General features: G+C 70.6%; 2 protein-coding genes. Both read right to left on the minus strand.

Annotated elements, in window-relative coordinates:
* Positions 1-200 precede the first annotated feature (200 nt).
* A complete protein-coding gene (locus P2PM1_RS19890) occupies positions 201-4,250 on the minus strand; it encodes a translocation/assembly module TamB domain-containing protein (protein WP_186400246.1) in 4,050 nt (1,349 codons plus the stop codon).
* Positions 4,251-4,499: 249 nt separating this feature from the next.
* A complete protein-coding gene (locus P2PM1_RS19895) occupies positions 4,500-6,467 on the minus strand; it encodes an autotransporter assembly complex family protein (RefSeq protein WP_208985354.1) in 1,968 nt (655 codons plus the stop codon).
* Between the last annotated feature and the right edge of the window lie 462 nt (positions 6,468-6,929).

A 6,929-nucleotide genomic window follows, 5' to 3' on the forward strand; every position in this document is an offset into this window, starting at 1 on the left:
GCAACCCATCTTGGGCCATGGCGGTTCACCATGCCGCCGAAACAGGCCGGACATACGAACCGCTGTCGATCCGGGCACTCCTCGACTAATCGCTTGCCCTCAGGGGGCCGTCCACATACGGGTCGCGCTTCGCTTGCCCGGAATGACGCATGGAGAGGGCGGGGCGAAGGGGCCGACAGGCAGCGGCGGCAGGCAGCCCGCTACTTGCCGAATTCGCGCTCGAAGAAGATGCCGGCCTTGGACTCGCCGTCGGCGCCGACCTCGCCGCGCAGCTTCAGCGACCGGGTGACGTCGATGTCGACGGTGACGCGGCTGGAGCCGGCCTCCGTGCCCTGTTTGACGCCGAGATAGATGTTGTCGCTGAGATACTTGCCGACCGCGAGCGAGGGGCCGGAGGTGCCGTCCGTCTCCAGGTCGATGGCATCGACCCCGAGCGACTGGCGCAGCGCCCCGAGCGGACCTTCGGTGCTGCCGCCGGTGAGCGCCAGCACCGAGGCGCCGAGCTGGGCGATCTGCGTCGGCGAGAGCTGGCTCATCGACCGGTCGAACAGGAACTGCGCCAGCACCTCGTCCTGCGGCAGTTGCGGCGAGGAGGTGAAGGCGATCTGCGGCTGCGCCGCCTCGCCGGTCACCGTGATGGTGACCGCCGCGCTGCTGGTCTGCGACGTGGCGGCGAAGTTGAGCCGCGGCATCAGGGAGCCGGTGAAGCCGACATCGCCGCGGTTGAACTGGACGCGCCGGGTCAGCACCTGCAGCAGGCCGCGCCGCATGGAGAAGGAGCCGACGGCCTGCGGGTCGGCGGTGGTGCCGACGATGCGCAGGGAGCCGCCCATCTCCGCGTCGAGGCCGCGTCCGCGCACGAAGATGCGTCCCGGCGCCGACACGTTGACGTCGAGATCGATCGGCCGGCCGCCGCCGCCTGTGCCGCCGCCGTCGCGCGCCAGCGCCGCCTCCTGCTGCCGCACCGCCTCCGGCGCGTTGACATGGGTGACCGACACCGGATCGATGGCGCCGGGCAGGGTGCTGGGAATGGTGATATCCGCACGGGCGATGGAGACGTTACCCTCCAGCCGCGCGCCGCGCGCCGGGTCGGCGAGCGGGCCGGTCAGGCGCAGGTCGGCGCCGAGCACCGCCTGGACGATGCGCCCGTCGGTGTAGCTCCCCTCGCGCACCTGCACACGCAGGTCCGCCGGCATGCCGGCATCCAGGCCGATGCGCCCGTTCGCCGAAAGGTTGCCCCCGGCGGCGATGGCCGCGGTAAGATCGTTGATCGCAACACCTGACGTGTCGACGGCGATGCTGCCGGCGAAATTCTGCAAGGTGAGGCCGGAGGCGAGCTGGGTCAGCGACAAGCCGCGCGGCTGCAGGGTGAGACTGTAGCGCGGCGCGGCGAAGGGGCCGGTGACCCGGCCGGAGACGGCGAGCCCGCCCTGGCCGGAAAAGCCGGACAGGATCAGCCGTTGGCGCGCCGCGCTGACCGGCACGTTGCCGCTCACCGCGATGTCGAGGGCACCAGGCGCCGCAAGGGCGACGGTGCCGGCGGCGGTGAGCGCCAGACCGTCGGCGCCGGTGATGTCGGTGGTCTGGGTGATCCGGCCGGCCTGGAACCGGCCGGTGGAGCGCAGGCCGACGGCGGCAAGGCCGTTGTCGCGCAAGGGCGCGGCGGAGAGGTCGGCGACCGTCAGCGACCATTCGGCCTGCGGATCGGCGGCAGCACCGCGCAACGTGACCGTGCCCGAGGCGCTGCCGGTGGGCGAAACGCCGGGGGCAAGGGGACCGAGCGCCGTCAGCGGCAGGGCATTTATCCTCGCGTCAATGGCGAGCCGCTCGCCGGCGGTTCCGCTGATGTCGATGCGGCCGCCGCCGATCAGCAGCCCGAGACCCTCGATGGTGGTGGTGCCGTCGGCAAGGGTGATGCGCGAGGGCTGCGCCAGCCGGGCGGCGAGACCGCGATAGCGCCCGTCGAGCGCGGAAAGCTGCAAGGCCAACCCGCTGTCCGACGGCTCCAGCGCGGCGGTCAGCGCGACGCCATCGGCATTGCTTCCCTGCGCCAGGCGGGCATCCAGCCGGAGGTCGGTGCGGGTGCCTTGCGAGGTCGCGGTCGCGGTCACCGTCTCGATCAACGTGTCGCCGGCGAGGATGCCACTGAGCCTGGCCTCGCCCGACAGCGTCGGCGCCGCAAACCCGCCGCTCGCCGTGCCGGACGCGGACAGCCGGGAAATGCGGGTGCCGGCGACCGAAAGATCCTCGCCCGCAAGGGTGAGCTCCGCCCGCTGGGCCGCGCCCGTTCCCGTCAGCGCCAATGTGCCCGACAGGGCGCCGTCCAGCTCGGTCAGCGCCAGGGCGGAAAGTTCGGAGAGGTTCGGCGCGGCGATGTCGAGCGTGCCGGTGAGCGTGCCGAGCGCGTCCGCAAGCTCGCCGATCTCGAAGGCGCCGGTGATCCGGTTGTCCCCGGCCGCGAGCGAGAAGGTCGGGATCGTGACGCCGGCCTCCTTCGGCCTGGCGTCGACCAGCCCGTTCAGCCGATGGCCGTCGACCGTGCCATGGGCGATGATGCGGGCCGACAGCGCCTCCGGCGCGGTCGTGCCGTCGATGTCGATCTCCAGATCGGTGACCGGCTTGCCGGCAAGCTGCAGCGCCTCGGCCTTGAGCGTCGCGGCGATGTCCGGGCCGGCGAGGGCGCCGGTCGCGGTGCCCTCGATCTGCGCGCCGCCCGTCAGTTCGGGAACGAAGCGGGCAAGATCGGCGAGCGTCACGGTGTAGCTGGCGTCGATGGTCTCGGCCGTCAGCGTGCCGTCCATCCGCGCCTCGATGCCGGTGAGCGTCAGGGTCAGATCGGAGATTTCGGCGCCGGGGCCGGCCGGATCGATCGCCGCGCGGGCCTCGAGCGCCAGCGGCCCGGCGAGCATCTCCGCCCCCTCGATCAGTGGTGCGACATGGCGGGCGGGCAGCCTTGCGGCGACGTCGGGACGGACAGTCCTTGCCGTCGTGTCGAGCTTTTCGCCCTCGAGCCGCAGGGCGAGGCCGTCGAGACGGGCCTCCGCCGTCTGCAGCCGCGCGGTGTCGAGGGCGAGCGCCCAGTCCAGCGCCTCGCTCGGGCCGCGCGCCGTCAGCGAAAGATTGGTCTCGCCGATGGCGATCAGCCGGCCGGGCAGTTCCACGCCGATCATCGATCCCTCGCCGGCGGACAGGCGCAGTTCGGCGCCGGCATCGATCCGCCCGTCCTCGGGCAGGTCGGCGCGGAAGCTGGACGACAGCGTGCCGGTCGTCAGGGTGCCGGTCGCCCGCCGCGGCGCGAAGTCGCGGGCAAGGACAAGATCGGCGTCCAGCACCGTGCGGCCCATGACGAGGGCGGCGGCGACCGGCGGGGCGAGGGCGGCGACGTCGCCCTCCAGCCGCGCCGTCAGGCGGCGGGTGTCGCCGGCCTCGGCGAGACGGGCGGTGCCGGAGATCTCGGTGCGCCCGTCAAGCGCCAGCGCAAGCTGCGCCTGCCAGTCGTCGAGCGGCCCGTCGCCCTTCAGCGTCACGTCGAGCGCCGGCAGGCCCTCGATCTGCAACAGCCGGGCGGCAAGCCCGCCGCGCGGCTCCTCCACCCTCACGTCGAAGAACAGTTCCTCCGCCTGCGGCAGGAAGCGGACCGTCGCCGCGACATCGCCCGGCGTGCCGTCGATGCGGCTGACGGAGAGCTCGGCAGTGGCCGCGCGCGGTGCCTCGGAGAGGCTCGCCCGCGCCTGCGCGGTGAGGCGCACCGGCGCGCCGACGACGGCCTCGCCGATGGCGATCTCCTCGACCTGCGCCCGGCCGAGGCGGAAGGGCAGCAGCGGCAGCGCGCCGCTGTCGGCGCTGTCCGTCTCGTTCTCGACCGGCAGCCGGTCGAGCGACACGCGCGCAACGTCGAGGGTCTCGACATCGACCCTGCCGGACAGCAGCGCCAGCGGATGCCAGGCGAGCCGGGCCTGCTCGACCGCGAGATAGGGGCCTTGCGCGTCCGATACCTCGACCCGCTCGAGCGAGGCGTCGAGACCCCAGCCGACCCTGAGACCGGCGAGGCGGACACCGCCGTCGGCGTCGCTGGCAAGGCCGTTGACGATGGCGACGACCGCGTCCTGGCCGGCCTGCGTCTGCAGCGCGCCGAGGAGGCCAAGGGCGAGCAGCGGCACCAGCACCACGACGGCGAGGACCGTGCGCAGCAGCAGCCGGGCGGCGGTGCGCAGGAAGGAGCGGCGACGGCGGGGAGACGGCGCGGTCACCTCAGGCGCCTCCGCGACGGGGAAAACGAGTCTTCATCGAAAGACTTATGCCGCGCTGTTGAAGCGAAATCATGGCGCATCGCAGCGGCGACCTGATTCGGTCTCTCAAGTCGTTGAATCGGAATCGGAAGCTCATCGTTCCGATCCATATCACTGAAATGATTCACGGAATCGAATTTCGAGACGGATTTTGCAAAATTTCGAGAAATTTTGCGTTTCTGCCGCCCAACCCGTCTCAATTTCTCAAAATCAGAACGCCTGGCTGAGGCCGACATAGACGGCGAAACTCGGGTCGTCCTTCTCCGGGTTGAGCGGCACGGCGACGTCCAGCCGCAGCGGCCCGACCGGGGTGAAGTAGCGGATGCCGGCGCCGACGCCGACCTTCAACCCTTGCGAAAAATCCGGATAGATCGAGCTGAAGCTGTTGCCCGCATCGACGAAGCCGACAAGGCCGATCGTGTCGGTGACCTTCATCCGGATTTCTGCCGAGGCCTCCACATAGGAGCGGCCGCCGGTGACCTCGCCGCCGAGCCGCGGCCCGACATTGCGATAGGCATAGCCGCGGATCGAGCCGCCGCCGCCGGAGAAGAAGCGGCGGGCCGCCGGCACCGACCGCACGGACGGCGCGACGATGCTGCCGGCGCCGACGCGGCCGGCGAGCACGAAGCGTTTGGCATCGTCCAGCGCCTGATAGGCGGCGACTTGTCCCCGGGTGAACAGCATGAAGGTCTTGCCGCGCGCGTCATAGGCCGGTTCGGCGAAGATGACGGCGTTGAGGCCCTTTGTCGGGTTCAGCCTGTCGTCGCGGGTGTCGTAGGCGAGTTCGCCGATGACGCCGCCGAGCAGGTAGGTGCGCTTGCCGAACACGTCGGTCTCGTCGGCGAACTGCACCTCGGCGCCGACCCGCGCCGACAGATGCTCGCTGAACTCGCGGCGGACGAAGGCATCCAGCGTGACGTGGCGGCTGCGATAGGCGTCCGGAATTTCCTGCTTGGCGCTGAGGCTGGTCGTGAAGGTGGTCAGCGGCCCGAAGGCGCCGGGCTTCTCGAAGGCGATGCGGGCGGCATATTCCAGGTCCGACAGGCTGTTGTCGCCCAGACGGCCGATCGAGCCCTCGAGGCTGAGCAATTCGCCGCGGCCGAACAGGTTGCGCCGGCGCCAGTAGGACTCGACGCCGAAGCCTTCCGAACTCGACCAGTTGGCGCCGACGCCGATGACGTTGCGCTTACGCTCCGACACTTCGATGGTCATCGGCAGCCGCCCGTCCGGGCCGACCTGCTCGCCCGGCACGATGCGCACGGAGGAAAAGATGCCGAGATCGGAGAGCCGCTTGGTCGCCCGGTCGATCGCTCGCGGCGAATAGGCCTCGCCCTCCGGCAGCATCGCCTGGGTGACGACGAAATCGGGATCCGTCACCTCGGTGCCCGAGACGGAGACGGCGCCGAACCGGGCCGCCTCGCCGGGCGCGGCGACGAGGCGCACGTCGAGCCGGTTGGTGGCGTGGTCGGCGACGATCTCGCGCCGCTCGATCCGCGCGAAGGGATGGCCTGTCGCCTTCAGGTCGGCGACGATCCGCTGCTCGGCGCGCAGCACCTTGTCCGAGTTGGCGGTGTCGCCCGGCACCAGCCCGTAGCTCTGCGGCGAGCCGACCTGTCCGGCCGGGCCTTCGCTCTCGACGGAGAGCTTACCGAAGGTGAAGAGCGGCCCCGCCGACACCCGGATCGCCACCGGGACGGGGCGCGGGCCGGGCAGGGAGGGCATGCGCAGCGCCGCCTCCAGCGTCAGTCCGGCAATGCGGATATCGACCGTGCCGGCATAGTAACCCTCGACATAGAGCCGGCCGACGAGGCGCTCGAAATCGGAATTGGCGCGGGCGATCAGCCCGGCCTCGCCGGAGGGCGGGCGCTCGGCGTCGTCGACGAGGAGCGAGGCGGACTCCAGCTTCTCCTTGAGATCGGCGTCGCCGCCGGTCAGCGTCAGGGCGACCGTGTAGGGGAAGGGATCGACGACGGCGGTTTCCGATTCGCCGCGCGAAGAGCCGAAGGGCCACCACCCGAACAGGTCGAGCGCCTGCGCCGGGGCGGGCGGCAGGCTGAACAGGGTGCTGGCCAGCAGGGCAGCACAAAACGCGCGCCGACGAGCCTGCCGCCGCGCGTCTTCCGCATCCCCCGCCATCGACGCCGGCGGGGACGCTGCCCGGATCTCGTTGATACGCACGAGATATCCTGTTCCGGTTGAACCCGAGAGGTCCGTCATCGCCCCTATGGTAAACCAAGGTTAGACCCGAATGGTTGACCGGATCTGAACCGGCCGGACCTTCGCGGTCCAGGTCCGCCACCATATGGCATGTTTCATCCGCTTTGACGACTCCCGCGCCCTCGCCGCGCCCTCGCCACGGACGCGGCCGGCGGTGCCGGCAAGGGGCGCCGCGCGCCGCGCCGGCGGACCGTGATACTTTGCGAGCCGCTTTTGCCGCTTCGCACAAATGCCTGAAAATCGGGGCAATTTTGTCAGATTCACTTTTTGTTTGATTAACCAATCGGGTAAACAATGTTGCCGTTCGACAACAGGTGCCGGACATGCGGATGCGTGCGCCCATCCGCCTTGGACACCCGCCCGCGAGGGTGCTAACAGAAGCGGGCGTGACACGTCCGCTTTGTCACTATCGAGGCCTTGATG

The organism is Stappia sp. P2PMeth1, from assembly GCF_900185735.1.
In the GTDB taxonomy this organism is placed as follows: domain Bacteria; phylum Pseudomonadota; class Alphaproteobacteria; order Rhizobiales; family Stappiaceae; genus Stappia.